This is a genomic window from Sorangium sp. So ce117, from assembly GCF_051524395.1.
GTDB lineage: Bacteria > Myxococcota_A > Polyangia > Polyangiales > Polyangiaceae > Sorangium > Sorangium cellulosum_B.
Map to the genome: position 1 here is coordinate 10,854,812 of NZ_CP150309.1, position 19,224 is coordinate 10,874,035.

A 19,224-nucleotide genomic window follows, 5' to 3' on the forward strand; every position below is an offset into this window, starting at 1 on the left:
TGGTGTGTGATGGCGCCTACCGCGCCTCGATGTCGCGGGTGACCACGTTGCCCGCGCTGTCATAGGCGCGCACCGCGAGCAGGTGCGCTCCCGGCGGCACGATCGCGCCGAGATCCGCCTCAAACGGCTCGACGGCCTCGTCGAAGACGCCGTCGCTCGGGAAGATGGGCCGCCACTCCTCCAGGCCCGCGATCGAGACCTCGACGCGCGCGACCGGACCGAGGCCGTCCGCGACCTCGCCCGTGAGCCGGCGCCCCTGCAGCGCGAGCGCCCGGAACACCGGCGGCGTGTTGTCGACAAGGACGGTGCCCGACTCGAGGCTGTGGCGCAGCGTGCGCTCGGGCGGGTTCGCCAGCTCGTCGCTCGCCTCGACGAGGATGCGGTACTCGCCTTCGGGAAGCGCGGTCGTGTCCCATACGTGCTCGGCGCGCGTCACCTTCTCGCCCGGCTTCAGCAGGCTGCGCCAGGTCGACTGCCCCTCCATCCGGTAGGAGAGGCGGTAGCGGAGGTCGTCCTGATCTGGATTGTCGACCTTCCATGTCAGCTGGAGCGCGCTCACGGGCTTCGGCGCCTCCCCGCCCGACGGCGGGAGGCTCGAGCGAGAGGGCTTCGTCTGCCCCTTCGGCGCGGCCTCGATCGACGTGACCACGGCGCGCGCGTTGTCGGTGACGAACGAGAGCTTCACCTCGCGGAGCACCGCGCCCGGATCGCGGCGCCAGCGCGCGCGGATCTGCGCGAAGCGCGCCGGCGGGCTCTTCGCGTCGCCCGGCGCGGCGAGCGCTGTGGACCACGGGCTCCAGGTGCTGTCCGGCGCGTCGGTGTTTCCGCTCCGGGTCTCGAGCTCCAGCGCGCCGTCGGAGCGCCACGAAAGGCGCCCGAACGTGGCCCGCAGCCCGGCGTCGAGCACCTTGCTCGTCCACACCGCGTCGGCGCCGCCGACGCCCTTCACCTCGTGGAAGACCGCGGGGTCGGTGGTCGCGACGAACCTGCGCCGCCCGGCCATCAGGAAGGCGCCGACCTGGCGCTCGTCGGTGTCGGCGACGAGCCGCGCGACGTGGTTGTCGCTCACGGCGTAGAGCTGGCCTTCCGCGCCGGTCCCGACGTACGGCGTCAGGTCGTCGCCGAGGCCGAGCGAGACGTAGTGGGTGTCGTCGTCGCTCATCATCTTCTCGGCGACGCCGCTCCGATCGAAGCGCATGAGCACGCCCTTGCCGGGCTTCGGCGCGCGCGCCGGCTGCGGCGACGGCGGCCCGCTCCGGTTGCGCTTCGGGGGGGCGAACGCCTCGGCGTACTTGTTGGCGATCGCGTAGATCGCGCCGCCCTTCGCGCCCGGCGCGATGGCGATGGCCTTCACGTCGTCGGCCTCGAAGTCGTAGAGCACGGTCGCGCGCCCGGGCGCCGTGAGCTTGTAAAGGAGCGCCTTGCCGTTCGAGCCGGCGTAGACGGCGCCGTCGTCCCCGACGGCGACGCACATGAGGTGCGGCTCGTCGCTGTCGAAGTACACCTGGGCCTTGCCCGCGGCGTCGACGCGGAACAGCTTCCCCCCCGAGCCGGTCGCCGCGTAGAGCGCCTTCGCCCTGGGATCGTACGCGAGGCCCCACACGTCCTCGGTGTCGGGGAGCTCGGCGAAGACCTTCGCCGGACCGCCGTTGCCCGCGCCGCGCGGCAGGCGGAAGAGCTTGCCCTCGGGGAAGGTCCCCGCGATGACGTCGCCACCTTCGGCGAGCGCGAGCGCGCTGACCGCCATCTGCCCGGTCGTGGCCACGAGCGCGACCCGGCCGCCCGAGACGCTGTAGATCTTCCCCTCGTTGCCCGTGCCGAGCAGCACCGTCCCGTCCGGCAGCACCACGGAGCTCCAGATGGACGTCGCGTCCGGCAGCGGCGTCGCGCCGAGCGTCAGCCCGGCGCGCACGGCGCCGTTCGAGTCCACGCTGACGCCGGTGAGATCCCCGCCCTTCAGGTCCTCGAGCGATCGGAGCTCGAAGCTGCGCGTGCCCACCGCGTGGGCCGGCAGCGCGACGAGCCCCACGGCGGCGACGGCGGCGGCGAGGAGCCTGCGCGGAGAGGGGACGGCGCGAAGGTGAGGCGTTCGGGAATGGGCAGAAGAGCGCTCTGTGCTCATGGGTCGCAAGATGGAGGGGGGTCAGGAAAGAGTCAGGGAAGAGAGGGAGGCGGGAGACCGGCGGGCTCAGCGGAGGATAGGCCGGACCGTGACGCTCACGGAGTCTTTCCCGACCAGGAAGCGCTTGAGGGACACCGGCACCTGCACCTGCGCGCCGAAGGTCTCGGGCGCGTCGGACGCGGAGCTCGGGCGCAGCGTGTCCATAGCGCCCGGGGGGAGCCGCGAGGCGACCTTGCCGCGGTACGCCGCGCCGTTCTCCCGGAGCCGGAACGTCGCGACGACGCTCTCCGCGTCGTGGGTCTGGCTCGGCAGCATCGCCACGAGCTCGGCGACGTTGTTCGGGGTCGCCATCGGGCGCTCCACCTCGTAGCCGGGCGCGAGATCGATGTCCACCTGGCTGCCGGCGAGCTCGCGCGGCACCGGCACCTCGATGACGCGCGACTCGATGGGGCCCTGATGGGGCTGGAGATCCAGGCGGATCCGCGCGGGCGCGCCCGCCTCGATCTCCGGCTCGAGCACCTTCGCGCCGCGCAGCAGCACGACCTCGCGATCGAAGGTGACCTTCACGCGGGTGTCGACGCGCTCGATCGAGACGTCCTCCCAGGGGTTGTTGAGCAGGGCCCCCATCGCCCGGACGAGCCGGCTGCGGACGAAATCGTCGCTGCTGAGCGGGGTGCCGTTGCCGGCGCCGAAGTCGACCAGCGAGATGGTGCCGTAGCGCCCGATCTTCACCTGGCTCACCGCCCGCCAGGTCATGTCCCGCCGCTCGGCCGTCGTGGCCTCGACGGCGTTGCCGACGGCCATCGAGACGAAGGCGGGCGCGAGGAACTGATCGTGCGCGACCTCGACGTTCCACGTCGGGTGCGGCGCGCCCTCCACGCCGTCGATCTGGACGCGCATCGGGAAGACCGGCGCCTTCGCCGAGCTGTCGACGACGATCGCGGCCTGCCGATCGTTCACCAGCGTGCCCAGAGGCCGCACCGCCTCGCCGATCTTGAAGCTCCGGTTCTGGCTCGCGAGGATCCAGTGGACCCGCGCGATCGCGGCGGGGAGGTTCGTCACGCCGCCGTTCATCATGGGGTGGCCGAACGCGACCAGCTTGTCGCCCGACACGCGCGTGACCGTGCCGATGCCCATCGCGGAGATGTCGCCGCGCACGAGCTCGACTCCGATCGCCCCCCCGTCGACGTACTTGGTCGGCGCGCCCGGCTCCGGGCTCGCGGACGAGCCGCCGCCGGCCTGCATCGGATCGAGCCCCATGGGGCCGAGCAGATTGCTCGCGATGCGCAGCGACGTCCCGCCGAGCCCGCCGAGCATCACCGGCGTCGAGGCGCGCGCGAGGCTCGTCGATTCGGGCGGGGCGAGCGACGGCGCGACGCGCGCGGCGATCTGGCTGGCGTGGCCGGCGAGGTCGTAGGCGTCGACGGCCCCCAGGAAGCCGCGGCTCCCGTGCAGGCGAGCGGGCGCGGCGGCGCGCGGCGGCGGCGCGCCGCCGGCGCGGCTCACCGGCGCGGGCAGCGGGCCGCCGATCTTCGGGGCGATCCCGCGCGGGAGCGGCCGCGCGAGCTCGTCGAGCATCGACTTGATCGGGGTGACGCCGGCGATCGCCTCCGCGCCGAAGAGCCAGCCGTACGCGTACGCGCCGATCATCTTGCCGTTCAGGTAGATCGGGCTGCCGCTCATCCCCGCCACGGTGCGCGCGACCTCGAGGCGCGGGTGCTGCGTCTTGACGAGGACGAGGTCCTGGTTCGGCCGGAAATTGCGGAGCGTCGAGATGACCTCGACGTCGAACTTCTCGGGCGTGGTGCCGGAGAAGACGGTGAGGCCGTACCCCTTCATGCCCGGCTTCACCTCGGAGAGCGGCAACGTATCGGGCGGAGCGGAGATCGCCTGGGCCGCGCCGACGCCGACGGCGACGCTGCACGCCGCGCCGGCGAGCAGGCTCAGGGGGATGAGGCGGCCGTCGCGGTCGACGAGGGCGCGGGCGGCGCGCGCGATCGCCCTCGCGCTGCGGGTCGCGAGCGGGGCGGCGCGCGTGATGAGGAAGGAATCCGGACGAAAACACGGCATGTTGCGCAGAGGCACGGGCCAAGCTTAGCCCGGATTTGGTAGCGCGACAGAGCGGGGGCTCCGGGCGCGCCGGGAGGTCGCCGCGCTGCCCAGGGTCGCCGTTTTCCAGAGGCGGGGCGCGCCGGCGACGCTAGGCTTCGCCCCGTGAAGGATATCGCGGCGACCGCGACGCTCGTCCTTTCGTTCGCCGCCTGGGTGACCACCCACGTCGCGCTGGCCGCGCGGCTCGCGCTCCGGAGCCAGCCGCGCTGGCGCGGGCTCGTCGCGCTGGTGGTGCCGCCGCTCGCGCCGATGTACGGCTTCCGGCTGGGGTGGCGGCGGACGAGCACCCTGTGGCTCGTATGGCTGATCGTGTACGTGCTCGCGCTCCTCGTCGCGCGGGCGTGAGGAGCAGGACGTGGCGCCTGACGTGAAGGCCGACGACGTGAGGGCGGGAATGACGGCGAAGCGGCGCCCGGGCGCGCCGCCCGCGATCCTCGTCGGCACGATGAACTTCGGCGGCCGCACGCCGCCCGAGGAGGCCGAGCGCATCACCCTGCGCGCGCTCGAGCGAGGGATCACCGCGTTCGACACGGCGAACCTCTACCAGGACGGCGCGTCCGAGCGGATCCTCGGCCGGGCGCTCCGGGGCCGCCGCGCCGAGGCGCAGATCGCCACCAAGGTCGGCCTGCGCCGCGTCCGGGGCAGGCCCGAGGGCCTCGGGCGCGAGCGCGTGATCCGCGCCGTCGAAGAGAGCCTCGCGCGCCTCGGCACCGACCGCGTCGACGTCTGCTATCTCCACGCGCCGGACCCGGAGACGCCCATCGAGGAGACGCTGTCGGCGATCGACGCCCTGCTCGAGCAGGGGAAGATCCTGCAGTACGGGGTCAGCAACTTCGCGTCGTGGCAGATCCTGGAGATCATCGCGCGCCGCGACGCCGCCGGGAAGCCGCGCCCCGCCGTCTCTCAGGTGCTCTACAACGCGCTGATCCGCCAGCTCGACGTCGAGTACGCCGCCTTCGCGCGGCGGTACGCGCTGGCCACCGCTGTGTACAACCCGCTCGCCGGCGGGCTCTTGACGGGGCGGCACGCGGGGCCGGAGGCGGCGCAGGCGGGCTCGCGCTTCGAGGGCAACCGCCTCTACCAGCGCCGGTACTGGAGCAGGCGCATGTTCGAGCTCGCGGCCGCCTACGCCGCGGTGGCGGCGGACGAAGGGATGAGCCTGCTCTCGCTGTCGTACGCCTGGCTCGCGGGGCGGGACGTCGTCGATTCCATCCTGGTCGGCCCGGTCCGGGCAGAGCACCTCGACGCGGCGGCCGACGCCGTCGGGCGCCCGCTCTCGGAGGAGGCGGCGCGGCGCATGGACGCGCTCTACCGCGATCACCTGGGCACCGACGCGAGCTACGCGCGATGATCGAGCTCCTGCTGCCCGAGGCCAGGGACCTCGATCTCGCGGGCCCCCTGGCCGACTACGCCGCCCGCGGCCACGCCCGCCTCGGGCGCGTGATGACCGACGCGGGGCTCGCGGCGCTGCGCGCGCGCTCGGATGACCTGATGCTCGGGCGCGTCACGTACCCCGGGCTCTTCTTCCAGCACGACGCCGCGTCGGGCCGCTACGAGGATCTGCCGTACGGCAAGGGCTACGAGGGGCCGAGCACGTCGTACCGGAAGCTCGAGAAGATCGAGAAGGACCCGCTGTTCCTCGCCTGGATCGAGAACCCGCTCTTCGAGAGGATCGCGCGCGCGCTCATCGCCGGAGAGGTCTCCATCTACCGGGCCGTGCTCTTCAACAAGGCCGCGTCCGGAGGGACGCCGCTGCCGTGGCACCAGGACGGCGGCAGCTACTGGGGGCTGGATCGCGACCCCGAGCTGCAGATCTGGACCGCGCTCGACGACGCGCCCGCCGGTGGCGGCTGCGTGGAAGTGCTGGAAGGCAGCCACATCGACGGGCTCGCGACGCCGCTCGGCGGCGTCATTCCGAGCGACCGCGTGCGCGCAGCCGACGCGGACGCCCGCAAGATCGCGCTGCCGGCGCGCGCGGGCGAGGCCCTGCTGATCCACAACTACCTCTGGCACTGCTCCGCCATGAACCGGAGCGGCCAGCCGAGGCGAGCGTTCACCGTCTGCTACATGAGCAGGGCGACCCGCTGCCTCCGGAAGAAGAAGGCCCCACGCACGTTCACGCCGGTGTTCTGAGCTCCCCCGGGCAGGCGACCTCGGCGCGGCGGCCCCTCGCTCGCCAGCCCTCTCCTTCCCCTGGCTTCCCCTGGCTTCCCCGGACGTTCCCCGGCCGGCGTGACGTTTCGACAATTTTTCGATCCGGTGTCGCATCCAGTTCGCCCCCGTGTCGTAAGGACGGACGCCTGGACCCGCGGCAACCTGCCGCGCCCCCGCGGCGACCTGCCGCGGCGTGGAGCCTCAATTACCCACAGCGGCAATCTGCCGCAGTCACGCGGCACTTTGCCGTCTTGTCGCACCCCGCCAGCAAGCCATAACTGCGCCCGCGCGTCCCTCCGACGCCCACCACAACCCTATGGCTCGGTTCCTGTTCCCACGATGGGCCAACAAAGTGGTTCCGCTGGGGCTGCTCTTCGGAGTTCTGCCCCTCGGCGCCGCTGTGATCGGCGGATTCTGGTACTACGGTACCAACAAACATCTCGAGGTCGGGTATCAGCCGGATCAACCGGTTGACTATTCCCACAAGCTGCACGCCGGCGACCTCGGCATCGACTGCCGCTACTGTCACAGCACAGTAGAGGTATCCAGCTTCGCCGCGGTTCCCCCCACCGAGACGTGCATGAACTGTCATGCCAAGGTGCGGCGGGACAGCGAAAAGCTCCTCCTCGTGCAGGAGAGCTGGGCGACGGATCAACCCATCCCCTGGGTGCGCGTCCACAACCTTCCCGACTACGCCTATTTCGACCACTCGGCCCACCTGGCCGCAGGGGTCGGCTGCGTGAGCTGTCACGGACGCGTGGACCAGATGCACAAGGTCCGGCAGGTCCAGCCGCTCTCGATGGGATGGTGTCTGGACTGCCACCGCAATCCGGGGCCCAACCTCCGCAATCCCGCCGACGTCACCAAGATGGATATGGCACCCGCGACGGCCGCCATTGCAGGCGCCGGCATCCCCGCGAGCCACGAGGCTTATAACGATCGCGTGCCAGCGGTCACTTCCTCCGGGCGGCAGGTGCAGGCGCCGCTTCACTGCTCGGGGTGCCACCGATGAGTAAACGAACCCCTCTCCCCCTCGCCCAGGACATCTCTGGAAAGACCTACTGGCGCAGCTTGGACGAGCTCTCCGGCTCGCCCGACTTCGTCGACGCGCTCGGGCGCGAGTTCCCGCCGGCCGCGTTCGAGCCGCCGGAGGGCGTCGGGCGGCGCACGTTCCTGAGCCTCATGGGCGCGTCGCTCGCGCTCGGCGGCCTCGTGGGCTGCCGCCGGCCTGTCGAGCAGATCCTGCCGTACTCGCGGACCCCGGAGGAGGTCATCCCGGGCAAGCCGCTGTTCTTCGCGACGGCGCTGCCGATGATGGGCACGGCCTTCGGCGTCATCGTCGAGAGCCACGAGGGGCGGCCCACCAAGATCGAGGGCAACCCGAAGCACCCCGAGAGCCTCGGCGGGACCACCCTCCACATCCAGGCCTCGATCCTCGACCTTTACGATCCCGATCGCAGCAAGTCGCCGCGCGAGGGCGCGACCGAAAAGTCCTGGGACGACGCGGCGGCGTTCCTCCGCACCGAGGGCGACAAGCTCCGCGGCCGCGGCGGCAAGGGGCTCACGATCCTGACCGAGGCGCACCGGTCGCCGACGCTGGCCGCGCGCCTCGCCGATCTCCGCAAGACGCTGCCTGAGGCGCGCGTCGTCCGGTACGAGCCCTTCTCGCGCGACGCCGCGCGTGAGGGCGCGCGGCTCGCGTTCGGCAAGCCGCTCGAGACCACGCTCGACCTGACGAAGGCGCGCGTGATCGTCGCGATCGACGCCGACCTGTTCGCCTCCGACGGCAGCCCGCTCAAGCAGGGGCGCGCGTTCGCGGCGGGCCGCGCTGTCGACAAGGACCCGAAGGCGATGAACCGCCTCTACTCCGTCGAGAGCACCTTCACGATCACCGGCGCGGCCGCGGATCACCGGCTCCGCATCCAGAGCCGCAAGATCCCCGCCTTCGCCTTCGCCCTCGCGACCGAGCTCGGCAAGCGCGGGGTCGCGCTCGACCCGCAGCTGCTCAGCGCGCTCGCGGGCAAATCGGAGGGGCTCGACGCCAAGGCGACCCGGCACGTCGCCGCCATCGCCGCCGACCTCGTCGCCAACCGGGGCGAGGGCGCGGTCGTGGCCGGGCGCTCGCTGCCGAAGGAGGTCCACGGGCTCGTGCACCTCATCAACCTCGCGCTCGACAACACGGGCAAGGCGGTCCGGCACGTCGCGCCCTTCGACGACTCGCGCGAGGGCCCCGAGGCGCTCGTCGAGCTCGCGCGCTCCATCGAGAAGGGCGACGTCGAGACGCTGATCATCCTGGGCGGCAACCCGGCCTTCGACGCGCCCGCGGACGCGCGCTTCGCCGACGCGCTCGCCAAGGTGCCCGTGAGCGTGCACGTCTCGACGCACGTCGACGAGACGAGCGAGCGCACCCGCTGGCACCTGAACCGCGCCCACCCGCTGGAGTCGTGGAGCGACGTGCGGGCGGAGGACGGGACGGCCAGCATCGCGCAGCCGCTCATCGCCCCGCTCTTCGGCGGCAGGACCGACGCCGAGGTCATCGAGCTCCTGCTCGGCGGCTCGCGGACGGCCTACGATCTGGTGCGGGCGACGTGGCTGACCGCCGAGGGCGCGAAGCGCACCGAGGACGACTTCCGCCGCGCGCTGCACGACGGCCTCGTCGCGGGGACCCAGCTCGCGGACGAGCAGGTGGCCGCCGCGGCGCAGGGCGCGATCGAGGCGCTCCGCGCGTTCGCGCCCGCCGTGGGCGAGGGCCTGGAGGTGACCTTCCGGCCCGACGTGCACGCGTGGGACGGCCGGTTCGCGAACAACGGGTGGCTCCAGGAGCTGCCCCACCCGATGACGAAGCTCACCTGGGGCAGCGCCGCGAACCTCTCGCCCTCGACGGCGGCGCGGCTCGGCCTGAAGGACGGCGACGTCGTGACGCTGACGGGCAGCGGCGCGTCGGTGCGGATCCCCGTCCTCGTCGCGCCGGGGCAGGCGGACGACTCGGTGGGCATCACCGTCGGCCAGGGGCGGCGCGCGAAGCTCCGGGTCGGCCATGGCGTCGGCGTCGACACGACCCCGCTGCGCAAGAGCGACGCCTTCGAGCTCGCCGGCGGCTTCTCGCTGGAGAAGACCGGCGAGGTCGTCGAGCTCGCGCGCACCCAGGAGCACTTCGTGATGGAGGGCCGCCCGCTCGCGCGGGAGGGCACGCTCGCCGAGTTCCAGAAGGACCCGGAGTTCGCCCAGAAGCAGGTCCACGTGCCGCCGCTCCTCAGCCTGTTCAAGGAGCCGAACCGGCGGCAGGGGCACGCCTGGGGCATGACCATCGATCTCAACGCCTGCCTCGGCTGCAACGCGTGCGTCGTCGCCTGCCAGGCCGAGAACAACATCCCGGTCGTCGGCGCCGACGGCGTGCGGCAGACCCGCGAGATGCACTGGCTCCGGATCGACCGCTACTTCCAGGGCACGGACCCGAACGAGCCGGAGAGCATCTCGCAGCCGCTCCCCTGCCAGCACTGCGAGAACGCGCCGTGCGAGCAGGTCTGCCCGGTCGCCGCCACGACGCACAGCCCCGAGGGGCTGAACGACATGGCGTACAACCGGTGCGTCGGCACGAAGTACTGCGCCAACAACTGCCCTTACAAGGTCCGTCGCTTCAACTTCCTCGAGTACAACCAGCCGGACTCGGAGGAGCAGAAGATGCAGTTCAACCCCAACGTCACCGTTCGATCTCGGGGCGTCATGGAGAAGTGCACCTTCTGCGTGCAGCGGATCAACCACGCCAAGATCGACGCCAAGCGAGAGGGGCGGGAGCACATCAAGGACGGCGAGGTCGTGACCGCGTGCCAGGGCGCTTGCCCGACGCAGGCCATCGTCTTCGGCGACCTCGACGACCCCAAGAGCCAGGTGGCCGCGGCGGCCGCTAGCCCGCGCGGTTACAGATTGCTGGACGAGATCAACACCAAGCCGCGGGTCACGTACCTCGCCAAGATCCGCAACAAGAACCCGGAGCTCGCCGACGCATGAGCGCCACAGCACCCCTCCAGGTCGATCACCCCCGGCTCTCGGACCGCGCCGCCCTCTTGGACGAGGCGCCGCTCGTGCAGGGGAAGGACGACTTCCGCTCTCTCACCGACAAGATCTCGGGCATCGTCCTCAGCAAGCGCCCCCCCGGGTGGCTCGTCCTGCTGTGCCTTGCCATCAGCATCCTCTTCATCCTGGCCGGCTCGCTCGTTCACCTCGTCGGGACCGGTATCGGTATCTGGGGGCTGAACACCACGGTCAACTGGGCGTGGGACATCACCGGCTTCGTGTTCTGGGTCGGTATCGGCCACGCCGGCACGCTGATCAGCGCCATCCTCTTCCTCTTCCGCCAGAAGTGGAGGACGAGCATCAACCGCGCCGCGGAGGCGATGACGATCTTCGCGGTCGCGTGCGCCGCCATCTACCCGGTGGCCCACCTGGGCCGGATCTGGTTCGCCCACTGGCTGTTCCCGATCCCGAACCAGATGAGCATCTGGCCGAACTTCAAGAGCCCGCTGCTCTGGGACGTGTTCGCCGTCTCGACGTACGCGACGGTCTCGACCCTCTTCTGGTTCGTCGGGCTCATCCCTGATCTCGCCACGATCCGCGACCGGGCCACGACCCGGACGAAGCAGATCGTCTTCGGGATCCTCAGCCTCGGCTGGCGCGGCTCGCACCGCCACTGGCTCCACTACGAGAAGGCCTACCTGATCTTCGCCGGGCTCTCGACGCCGCTCGTGCTCAGCGTGCACACGATCGTGTCGTTCGATTTCGCCGTCTCGATCGTCCCCGGCTGGCACACGACGATCTTCCCGCCGTACTTCGTCGCTGGCGCCATCTTCAGCGGGTTCGCGATGGTCGTCACGCTGATGGTGTTCGCGCGCAAGGCGTTCGGTCTCGAGGGGCTCATCACGATGCGGCACCTCGAGAACATGAACAAGGTCATCGTCGCGACCGGCACCATGGTCGGTTACGCGTACGGGATGGAGCTCTTCATCGCCTGGTACAGCGGCAACGGCTACGAGCAGTTCGCCTTCCGGAACCGCATCCTCGGCCCGTACGCCTGGGCCTACTGGACCATGGTGAGCTGCAACGTGATCTTCCCGCAGCTCTTCTGGTTCAAGAAGGTGCGCACCAGCATCCCCGCGATGTTCATCATCTCGATCCTGGTGAACATCGGGATGTGGTTCGAGCGCTTCGTCATCATCGTGACGAGCCTCCACCGCGACTTCCTCCCCTCGAGCTGGACCTACTTCCGCCCGACCATCTGGGACATCTCGACGTTCTTCGGTTCGTTCGGCCTCTTCTTCACGCTCTTCCTGCTGTTCGTCCGCTACCTGCCGATGGTCGCGATCAGCGAGGTGAAGGGGGTCACGGCGGCGGCCGATCCTCACGGCTCGCACAGCAACGACGAGGCTCATCATGCAGCGTAACAGCGATGCCCGACGCCAGAAGCGCTCCGGGAAGCCCGCCTCGGCCGAGGAGGCACGAGCGCAAAAGGACTCCGCGCGCGACAGCCAGCCCGACATCAAGCCGCAGGGCCACGTGCCCGAGGACGACGCGGAGTACGACGAGCCCCGTGAGAGCGGGCCGCACGGTCAGGCCGCGCTCGCGATCGAGCGCAAGCTGGAGCGCAAGGCCGAGCACGACGCGGACGGCGAGTCGGCCCTGTTCGGGGTGATGGGCTACTTCACGACCCCGAAGGACATCTTCCACGCGTGCGAGGCGCTCCGGGACGCCGGGTACAGCCGCTTCGACGCGCACACGCCGTTCCCCGTGCACGGGCTGGAGAAGGCGATGGGGCTCAAGCCGTCTCCGCTGCCGTGGCTCGTGCTCGGCGGCGGGGCGGCGGGGCTCGCCAGCGCCATCGCGCTCGCCTGGTACACGCAGTACTACGACTATCCGCTCATCATCAGCGGCAAGCCGTCGTTCTCGTACCAGGCCTTCATCCCCATCTTCTTCGAGCTCACGGTCCTCTTCGCGGCGCTCACGTGCTTCTTCGGGCTCTTCGCGCTCGGGCGCCTGCCCACCTTGTTCCACCCCACCATGACGCACCCCTCGTTCCCGCGGGCGACCGACGACGCCTTCTTCATCAGCGTCGAGGCGAGCGACCCGAAGTTCGATTCCACGGAGACGCGCAACCTCCTCCAGCGCCTCGGCGCCCAGGGCATCCGGGAGGTCTCCTCGTGAAGCGCTGGTGCATTCCCCTCCTCGTCGTCCTGGCAGGCTGCCGCGGACAGGCGAGCAGCGATCCGCCGATCCACCTCTTCGGAGACATGGACTGGCAGCCCAAGTTCCAGCCCGAGGAGGGCACCAGCCTGTTCCCCGACGGGCGGGCGATGCGGCCGATCGTCGAAGGCACGGTGCCGCAGGGAGCGCTCGACGAGAGCGAGGCCTACCGCACCGGCAAGGACGGCGAGACGTTCCTGGCGTTCGCGCCCATCACCGTCGATGAGACGGTGATCCGGCGCGGCCAGGATCGCTTCAACATCTACTGTGCGCCGTGCCACGACCAGAGCGGGAGCGGCCAGGGCATGGTGGTGAAGCGCGGGTACCCGCCCCCCATCGACCTCGCGTCCGAGCGGGCCCTCGGCCTGCCCGACGGCGAGATCTTCAACGTCATCACGAACGGCGTGCGCAACATGCCGTCCTATCGGAAGCAGATCCCGGTCAAGGACCGGTGGGCGATCGTCACGTGGGTGCGCGTGCTGCAGCACAGCCAGCACGCGCGCGTCGACGACGTGCCCGAGGCCCAGCGGGGCAACATCGCGAAGGAGAGCGGAACTCCATGAAGTCCCACGGAAGTGCTCTGGCCGAGGACGCGAAGGTCCTCGATCCGGCGGTCGCGAAGCGGCTCGTCTCGGGGAGCATGGTGCTGGCGATCGTCGGCGTGGTGCTCTCGGCGGCGGCGGCGGTCTCCGACGCGAAGCGCTTTGCGTTCTCGTACCTCACCGGCTTCACGTGGCTCGTGACGATCGGGCTCGGCGCGCTGTTCTTCGTGATCATCCAGCACCTGACCCGCGCGCGCTGGTCGGCGGCCGCGCGCCGCCACATGGAGTGGATGAGCGGCATCCTGCCCGCCTGCATCGTGCTCTTCCTCCCGGTCGCGGTGCTCGCCCACGACATCTACCATCACTGGATGGGGCCCGACGCGGCGAACGATCATGTGCTGCACCAGAAGGCGCCCTACCTGAACCCGACGTTCTTCTACATCCGCGCCGTGGTGTTCCTCGCGGCGTGGGCGGGCCTCGCGCTCTGGTTCATCAAGACCTCCCGCGCGCAGGACAAGAGCGCCGATTTCCGGCCCACCGCGAGGATGCGCGCCGGGGCCGCCCCGGCCGTCATCGTCTTCGCCCTGACCATCTCGTTCGCGGCGTTCGACTGGCTGATGAGCATCGACCCGCACTGGTACTCGACGATCTTCGGCGTCTACGTGTTCGCCGGCTCGGCCACGAGCTCCCTCTCGGCGCTCGCGCTGATCACGATCGCGCTCCACAAGGCGGGGCTCCTGCGGAAGGTGAGCAACGTCGAGCGCCAGCACGACATCGGCAAGCTGCTCTTCGGGTTCACGATCTTCTGGGCCTACATCGCGTTCTCGCAGTTCATCCTGATCTGGTACGCGAACATCCCCGAGGAGACGATCTTCTACCAGCACCGCTGGGAGGGCTCGTGGAAGGTCGTGAGCCTGGCCTTGCTGTTCGGACACTTCGTCGTTCCGTTCCTCGTCCTCCTGTCGCGGCACGCGAAGCGGAGCCCGCTCGTGCTCGGCGCGGCGTCGGTGCTCCTCCTCGTGATGCACTACGTCGACCTCTACTGGCTCGTCATGCCGAACGTGGATCACCACGGCGCGCACCTGAGCTGGATCGACCTCGCCGGCTTGCTCGGCCCGCTGGGCGTTGGCGCCTGGATGCTCGCGCTCCAGGCGTCCAAGAGCCCGCTGTATCCCCTGAACGACCCTCACCTTGCCGAAGCGGCTCGGATCGACAACCCGTAAGGAGCCGGCCATGAGCGAAGCGACCGACAACACAGCGACCGATCACGCCGACGCCCAGGCCGAGGTGGATCGACCGAACAACTCGCTCATCTTCGTGATCGTGATCGCCACGCTGCTCTCGATCGTGGTGGTCGTGCTCTTCGTCAACGAGATCTTCAAGTCGACGATGGAGCGCGAGATCTCGACCAAGGTGCTGGAGCCGCCGAGCAGCGGGGTCCGCGCCCTGCGGGCCCTGGAGAAGGAGCGGCTCAGCCGCTACCAGTGGGCTGACGAGAAGAAGGGCATCGTCCGCATCCCGGTCGATCAGGCCGTCGCGCTCACCCTGAAGGACTACCAGGAGAAGCGCGTGAGGACCGCGGCCGCTCCCGCCGCGACGACCGAGGGCGCGCAGCCCGCGGACGGCGCGGCGAAGCCCGCCGAGGGCGCCGCCGCCGGCGAGCCGTCGAAGGGTGAAGACGCAGCGAAGCCGGGCGACAAGGACGCGGCGAAGCCCTCGGAGGCCGCCAAGCCTGCCGAGACGGCCAAGCCCGCCGACGCCGTGAAGCCCGCCGAGACGGCCAAGCCCGCCGACGCCGTGAAGCCCGCCAAGCCCGCGGACGCCAAGCCCGCCGCGCCTGCAGGCGCGGCGCCCAAGCCCGCAGCCCCGGCGACCCCCGCTCCGGAGCAGTGATGTCCCGCCCGCTGTCTGCCCTGCTCGCCGTTCTCGCGCTCGTGGTGGCCACGGCCACCCCGGCGCGGAGCGCGCGAGCTGCGGACACGACCATTCCGACGGAGCTCGCCGGCATCGACATCGAGGAGCGGCCGGGAGCCCTGCTCCCGCAGAAGCTCCGGCTCCGCGACCAGTCGGGGCAAGAGGTCGAGCTCGCCAAATATGCGGCGGGCGACAAGCCCCTCGTCCTGGTGCTCGGTTATTTCGAGTGCCCGATGCTGTGCTCGCTGGTCCTGAACGGCGTGCTCCAGGCCATGAAGGAGAGCGCCTGGACCGCCGGCCAGGAGTACCGCGCGCTCGTCGTCAGCTTCGACCCCCGCGACACGCCCGAAGCCGCGCGCAAGAAGCGGGCGAACTACATAGAGGCGTACGGCAAGCCGGTCACCGGCGACGGCTTCGACTTCCTCGTCGGAGACGAGGCGTCGGTGCGCGCGCTCGCCGACGCGGTGGGCTTCCACTACCGGTGGGACGACACGACCAAGCAGTACGCACACGCGGCGGGCGCGTTCGTCTTCACGCCCGACGGGCGCCTGTCGCGCACGCTGTACGGCATCTCCTTCCCACAGAAGAACTTCGGCCTCGCGCTGCGCGAAGCGGGCAGCGGGCAGGTCGGGAACGCCTGGGATCGGGTGCTCTTGTTCTGTTTCCATTACGATCCCAACGCCCGAGGGTACGTCCTGGCGACGAGGCGGCTGATGATGGCGTCAGGCGTCATCACCGTCGTGCTCATCGGGCTCTGGCTCATTCGCTTCTGGCGGACTGAACGCTCCCGCACGAGGGCGCGTGTAAACGAGGCTTCCTAGATACAAGGTGGCGGAGCCACAACTATGGTGATGAAAAACCCGATCGAACTCGGCTCCTTCTGGCTGCCCCGCCAGGGCTCGACGCTCGCTGAGCACATCGACGCCGGCTGGGACGCGGCCTACTGGGTCTCCGTCCTCTTCTTCATCCTGGTGGCGGGGGCGACGGTGCTCTTCGCCATCAAGTACAAGCGGCGGAGCGAGCGCGACAAGACGAGCCCCATCGACCACAGCACGACGGTCGAGGTCGTGTGGACGCTGATCCCGCTCGCCATCGTGATCGCGCTCTTCTTCGTGGGCATGCGCGGCTACGTGCACGCCTCCGTCGCGCCGGCCGAGTCGTACGAGATCAACGTCACCGGCGAGATGTACCTGTGGACGTTCACCTACCCCGACGGGACGACGACCGTGAACGAGCTCGGCGTACCGCGGGGCCGCCCGGTGCGGCTCATCATGAGCTCGAAGGACATCCTCCACAGCTTCTACATCCCGGAGTTCCGCGTGAAGCAGGACGTGGTCCCGGGGTCGTACACGTCGCTGTGGTTCGAGGCGACGGAGACACGGGAGACCGTGCTCCTGTGCACCGAGTACTGCGGCTCCGGTCACTCGGACATGCTCGCCACGGTCAAGGTGCTGGAGCCGTCGGACTTCGAGAAGTGGCTCGAGGGCAACAACAACAGCGACCTGCCGCCCGAGGAGCTCGGCAAGCTGCTCTTCGCCAAGCGGAGCTGCGCGACCTGCCACTCGCTCGACGGGACGCGCATCCAGGGCCCGTCGCTCAAGGGGCTCTTCGGCCGCGAGGAGGAGCTCGCGGACGGATCCAAGCTCATCGCGGACGAGAACTACTTCCGCGAGAGCGTGTTCAACCCCGGCGGCCAGGTCGTGCGCGGCTATCCGCCGGTGATGCCGTCGTTCAAGGGGCTCCTCAAGGACAAAGAAGTGGACGCGCTCATCGCTTATCTGAAGTCGGTGAAGTGAGCGCCGGGGAGAAGCAGTCATGTCGCAGACCGTAACAACCCTCGACGTCAATACGGCACCCGCCGGCGGCCACGGAACGGACTACATCCGGGCCCAGAGCGGGATCATGTCGTGGCTCACCACGGTCGATCACAAGCGGATCGGCCTGATGTACCTCATCAGCACGTTCATCGCGTTCGCGATGGGCGGGGTGTTCGCGCTCGTCCTCCGGCTCGAGTTGCTGACGCCGAAGGAGACGCTGATGAGCGCGAACACCTACAACCAGATGTTCACGCTCCACGGCGCGGTGATGACCTTCCTGTTCATCATCCCGAGCATCCCCGGCGCGCTCGGCAACTTCCTGCTGCCGATCATGATCGGCGCGAAGGATGTCGCCTTCCCCAAGCTGAACCTCCTCAGCCTGTACCTCTACTGGATCGGCGCGCTCTTCACGCTGTCGTCGCTCGTCACGGGCGGCATCGACACCGGCTGGACGTTCTACGTGCCGTACTCGAGCACGGTGACCACGACGTCGGTCCTGAGCGTCACGTTCGGCGTGTTCATCCTGGGCTTCTCCAGCGTGCTCACTGGGCTGAACTTCATCGTCACGATGCACAAGCTCCGGGCGCCCGGGATGGGCTGGTACAAGATGCCGCTCATGCTCTGGGCGATCTACGCGACCAGCATCGTCCAGATCCTCGCCACGCCGGTCCTCGGCATCACGCTCCTCCTGCTCATCGCGGAGCGCGCGTTCCACATCGGCATCTTCGACCCGGCGCTCGGCGGCGACCCGGTGCTCTACCAGCACTTCTTCTGGTTCTACAGCCACCCGGCCGTCTACATCATGATCCTGCCGGGCATGGGCATCATCAGCGAGCTCATCTCGGTCCACGCGCGGCGCAGGGTCTTCGGCTACAAGGCGATCGCGTTCTCCAGCGTCGCCATCGCCCTGGTCGGCTTCCTCGTGTGGGGCCACCACATGTTCACCTCCGGCCAGAGCGAGTTCGCGGCGATCATGTTCTCGTTCCTGACCTTCCTCGTCGCCATCCCCAGCGGCGTGAAGGTCTTCAACTGGATCGCGACGCTGTGGCGCGGCTCCATCAGCTACAGCGCGCCGATGCTGTACGCGCTGTCGTTCCTCATCCTCTTCTCGATCGGCGGGCTCACCGGCGTCTTCCTCGGGATGCTCAGCGTCGATCTGCACCTGCACGACACGTACTTCGTGGTCGCGCACTTCCACTACGTGATGGTCGGCGGCACCGTCATCGCCTACATCGGCGGGCTCCACCACTGGTGGCCCAAGATCACGGGCAAGATGTACTCGGAGCGGCTCGCGTCGATCTCCTGCGTGCTGGTCTTCATCGGCTTCAACGTCACGTTCTTCTCGCAGTTCGTCCTCGGTAGCCGCGGGATGCCGCGCCGCTATTACAACTACCTGGACCAGTTCCAGCCGCTGCACGCCTTCTCGACCGTGGGCTCGTGGATCCTGGGCCTCGGCTTCCTCGTGATGATCATCTGCTTCATCAAGTCGCTGCGCTCCGGCGCTCCGGCGCCGGCGAACCCCTGGGGCGGGCTCAGCCTCGAGTGGACAACCGCCTCCCCGCCCATCACCGAGAACTTCGTCCGCACCCCGGTCGTGACCAAGGGCGCCTACGACTTCGACACGGAGAACGCATGAGCGCGCACGCCGAGGCCGCCGACCGGCCGAACAAGGCAGGCACGGCCCTGTCCCCCGACTTCCACGTCGCCCATCATTTCGATTCCGCCGACACGCAGTTCGACGCCGGCAGGATGGGCATCTGGCTCTTCCTGGTCACGGAGATCCTGCTCTTCGGTGGGCTGTTCTGCGCGTTCGCCATCTTCCGGGGCTGGTTCTTCGACTCGTTCGTGGAAGCCCACCATCACCTCGACAAGGTGATGGGAGGCATCAACACGATCGTGCTCATCTGTTCCAGCCTGACGATGGCGCTCGCCGTCCGGTCTGCGCAGAGGAGCGACAAGAAGACCACCACCCGGCTGCTCGTGGTGACCCTGCTCTGCGCGGCCGTGTTCCTTGTGATCAAGTACTTCGAGTACCAGCACAAGTTCCACGACGGCCTCCTGCCCGGGAAGTACTTCACCGCCCAGGGCTTCACCACGGCCCACGCGGGGACGTTCTTCGCCATCTACTTCATGATGACGGGCATCCACGGGCTGCACGTCGTCATCGGGATGGCGCTCATCACGTGGATCCTCATCCGCAACCTGCGCGGTGAGTTCTCGAGCCGTTACTACTCGCCGGTCGAAGGGGTGGGGCTGTACTGGCACCTCGTCGACCTCATCTGGATCTATCTCTTCCCCCTGCTCTACTTGGTGGGCTGAGGCCTAGAGG

At 69.5% G+C, this 19,224-nt stretch carries 16 protein-coding genes; 14 read left to right on the forward strand and 2 right to left on the reverse strand.

Annotated elements, in window-relative coordinates; all coding sequences use genetic code 11:
• Positions 1-16: 16 nt before the first annotated feature.
• Both WMF46_RS40685 and WMF46_RS40690 read right to left on the reverse strand, forming a co-directional pair.
• A complete protein-coding gene (locus WMF46_RS40685; protein ID WP_437982141.1) occupies positions 17-2,122 on the reverse strand; it encodes a hypothetical protein in 2,106 nt (701 codons plus the stop codon).
• 66 nt (positions 2,123-2,188) lie between these two features.
• A complete protein-coding gene (locus tag WMF46_RS40690; RefSeq protein WP_437982142.1) occupies positions 2,189-4,192 on the reverse strand; it encodes a SpoIVB peptidase S55 domain-containing protein in 2,004 nt (667 codons plus the stop codon).
• 144 nt (positions 4,193-4,336) lie between these two features.
• On the opposite strand from WMF46_RS40690, the gene WMF46_RS40695 reads away from it, so the two are divergent.
• From WMF46_RS40695 to WMF46_RS40760, 14 genes are all read left to right on the forward strand, one after another.
• Complete coding sequence (locus WMF46_RS40695) at positions 4,337-4,579, forward strand: hypothetical protein (protein WP_012240189.1); 243 nt, start codon at positions 4,337-4,339, stop codon at positions 4,577-4,579.
• A gap of 10 nt (positions 4,580-4,589) precedes the next feature.
• Positions 4,590-5,585: an aldo/keto reductase gene (locus WMF46_RS40700; RefSeq protein ID WP_437982143.1), complete on the forward strand. Its 996-nt coding sequence runs from the start codon at positions 4,590-4,592 to the stop codon at positions 5,583-5,585.
• Positions 5,582-6,367 (forward strand): phytanoyl-CoA dioxygenase family protein, encoded by a 786-nt coding sequence (locus WMF46_RS40705; protein WP_437982144.1) that lies wholly within the window; start codon positions 5,582-5,584, stop codon positions 6,365-6,367. The genes WMF46_RS40700 and WMF46_RS40705 overlap by 4 nt, the downstream gene beginning before the upstream one ends.
• 337 nt (positions 6,368-6,704) lie before the next feature.
• Positions 6,705-7,400, forward strand: a complete 696-nt coding sequence (locus WMF46_RS40710) for a cytochrome c3 family protein (protein ID WP_437982145.1) — start codon at positions 6,705-6,707, stop codon at positions 7,398-7,400.
• Entirely contained in the window at positions 7,397-10,396 is a 3,000-nt protein-coding gene (locus tag WMF46_RS40715; RefSeq protein ID WP_437982146.1) for a TAT-variant-translocated molybdopterin oxidoreductase, read from the forward strand. Before WMF46_RS40710 ends, WMF46_RS40715 begins: the two co-directional genes overlap by 4 nt.
• Positions 10,393-11,826, forward strand: coding sequence for an NrfD/PsrC family molybdoenzyme membrane anchor subunit (nrfD, locus tag WMF46_RS40720; RefSeq protein WP_437545833.1), 1,434 nt, complete (start codon positions 10,393-10,395; stop codon positions 11,824-11,826). Before WMF46_RS40715 ends, nrfD begins: the two co-directional genes overlap by 4 nt.
• Positions 11,816-12,583, forward strand: coding sequence for a DUF3341 domain-containing protein (locus WMF46_RS40725; RefSeq protein WP_437982147.1), 768 nt, complete (start codon positions 11,816-11,818; stop codon positions 12,581-12,583). Before nrfD ends, WMF46_RS40725 begins: the two co-directional genes overlap by 11 nt.
• On the forward strand, positions 12,580-13,185 hold the full coding sequence (locus tag WMF46_RS40730) for a c-type cytochrome (RefSeq protein ID WP_437982148.1): 606 nt from the start codon (positions 12,580-12,582) through the stop codon (positions 13,183-13,185). Before WMF46_RS40725 ends, WMF46_RS40730 begins: the two co-directional genes overlap by 4 nt.
• Entirely contained in the window at positions 13,182-14,387 is a 1,206-nt protein-coding gene (locus WMF46_RS40735) for a hypothetical protein (protein WP_437904789.1), read from the forward strand. The genes WMF46_RS40730 and WMF46_RS40735 overlap by 4 nt, the downstream gene beginning before the upstream one ends.
• Before the next feature lie 10 nt (positions 14,388-14,397).
• On the forward strand, positions 14,398-15,057 hold the full coding sequence (locus WMF46_RS40740) for a hypothetical protein (RefSeq protein WP_437982149.1): 660 nt from the start codon (positions 14,398-14,400) through the stop codon (positions 15,055-15,057).
• Positions 15,057-15,899, forward strand: a complete 843-nt coding sequence (locus tag WMF46_RS40745; protein ID WP_437982150.1) for an SCO family protein — start codon at positions 15,057-15,059, stop codon at positions 15,897-15,899. The genes WMF46_RS40740 and WMF46_RS40745 overlap by 1 nt, the downstream gene beginning before the upstream one ends.
• Before the next feature lie 30 nt (positions 15,900-15,929).
• Positions 15,930-16,874: a cytochrome c oxidase subunit II gene (coxB, locus tag WMF46_RS40750; RefSeq protein ID WP_437982151.1), complete on the forward strand. Its 945-nt coding sequence runs from the start codon at positions 15,930-15,932 to the stop codon at positions 16,872-16,874.
• A gap of 19 nt (positions 16,875-16,893) precedes the next feature.
• Positions 16,894-18,531 (forward strand): cytochrome c oxidase subunit I, encoded by a 1,638-nt coding sequence (ctaD, locus tag WMF46_RS40755; RefSeq protein ID WP_437982152.1) that lies wholly within the window; start codon positions 16,894-16,896, stop codon positions 18,529-18,531.
• A complete protein-coding gene (locus WMF46_RS40760) occupies positions 18,528-19,214 on the forward strand; it encodes a cytochrome c oxidase subunit 3 family protein (RefSeq protein ID WP_437982153.1) in 687 nt (228 codons plus the stop codon). The genes ctaD and WMF46_RS40760 overlap by 4 nt, the downstream gene beginning before the upstream one ends.
• The last annotated feature ends 10 nt before the right edge of the window (positions 19,215-19,224 follow it).